Source organism: Streptomyces doebereineriae (assembly GCF_031845645.1).
GTDB classification, from domain to species: domain Bacteria; phylum Actinomycetota; class Actinomycetes; order Streptomycetales; family Streptomycetaceae; genus Streptomyces; species Streptomyces canus.
Genome location: NZ_JAVREZ010000052.1, coordinates 1 through 1,462 on the forward strand (window position 1 = coordinate 1; position 1,462 = coordinate 1,462).

The window sequence follows — 1,462 nt, forward strand, 5'->3', positions numbered from 1 at the left end:
TGGCTCTGGCCCGTAGTCGGTGGTGACGTTGGGTGCCCGTCAAGCGAGCAGAATGCGGTGGCGGAGGAGGTCGAATCCGGCACGTCCGTGCATCTGCCTCATGATCCGTTTGGTGCGGGTGTTGACGCCTTCGGTGCGGCCGTTGTGGTAGGGCAAGGTGAGGCCGGCGTTCACGGCGGACCGGTCGATTTCGAGACCGTTGGTGAAACTGCGCAGGTGAGGCAGGTCGAAGGCACGGGCGTGATTGATCCACTGGGTGAGTTTCACGTCGTTGCCCTCGGCCGGTTTCAGCAGGGCGGCGAAGCCGCGTACGAGATCGGCGAGTGCGGTCATCTCCGGGCAGGCCGCAGCGATCTTCTCCAACAGGGTCGTTTCCTTCGGACGCAGGTTTTCGGGGTCGGTGAGCAGGAGACGGCTGGCGTGGCGCGGGGTGGTGACAGGGCGGTCGCCTTCGGCACGGCCCTGGTTGAGGTAGCGGACCAGCAGGTTGGCGCTGCCGGTGTAGCCCAACTCCCGGATCTCTTCGAGGAGGTGGGTGACCGGGACGGCGGGAACCTCGGCACGGCGCCGACGCAGGTGCTCGCGGTAGGGGTCGACGAGGGTGGGCCGGTAGGCGGGGGCGATGCGCAGTGCCTGGGGTTCGGGCATGCGGGCGTAGCGTTTGACGGTGTTCAGGGCCAGGTTCAGGCGGCGGGAGCAGTCGAGCAGGCCGACGCCCTGGCCGAGGAGATCGTGGATCTTGTTCCAGCGGTCGCGGGTGGTCTCCTCGCGTACTCCGCCGGGGCGGGGCGGGTTGATGGTGGCCCAGCAGCTGGCGTGCGCGCGGACCTCGAGCAGGACTTTGTCGCACAGGTTGCGCCAGAGATGCCATCGGTCGCTGACCTGCACCGCGTCGGGCAGGGCACGGCGGACGGCCTCGGCGTAGGTGGCCGATCCGTCTCGGCACACGACCTCGACACCGCTGCGGTGCTCCCGCAGCCAGGACTCCAGGGTGGCCGCCTCGCGGTCGGGCAGGACCGCGACGCGTCTGCCGGTTTCGGCATCCGTGATGATCGTGGCGTAGCGGTGGCGGCGGCGCAGGGCGAAATCGTCCACGCCGATCACTTGTGGGACCGTCTGCTGCGGCAGCGGCAGGCGCCGCAGATGGCGCAGCGCGGTGCTGCGGGAAACGGGCACGGCCAGCAGGCCGGCCAGGCGTGCGGCCGCCCGGCCACATAACTCCCGCGCCACCTCGGATATCTGCTCGACAAGCCGCACCGTGCGGCGTTGATGGCGCTCAAGCAGTCCGGGAATCTGCTCGCGGAAGGTCTGCCTCCAGCAGCCCAGGGCCGGACAGGCCAGCCGCCGTACGCGCAGGCGCACGATGACCGGGCGGCCGTCAACCGGCACGTCCCTCACCGTTCGGCGGTGATAACCGTGCACCTTCGCTGTCGGCGTCCCGCACACCGGACACGGCACCGCC

Annotated in this window: 1 protein-coding gene; it reads right to left on the minus strand. The window is 69.6% G+C overall.

What is annotated here, in order from left to right; all coding sequences use genetic code 11:
* Positions 1-39 precede the first annotated feature (39 nt).
* Positions 40-1,462: ISL3 family transposase (locus RNB18_RS50630; protein WP_311720876.1), on the minus strand; the 1,423-nt coding region annotated here is incomplete at its 5' end.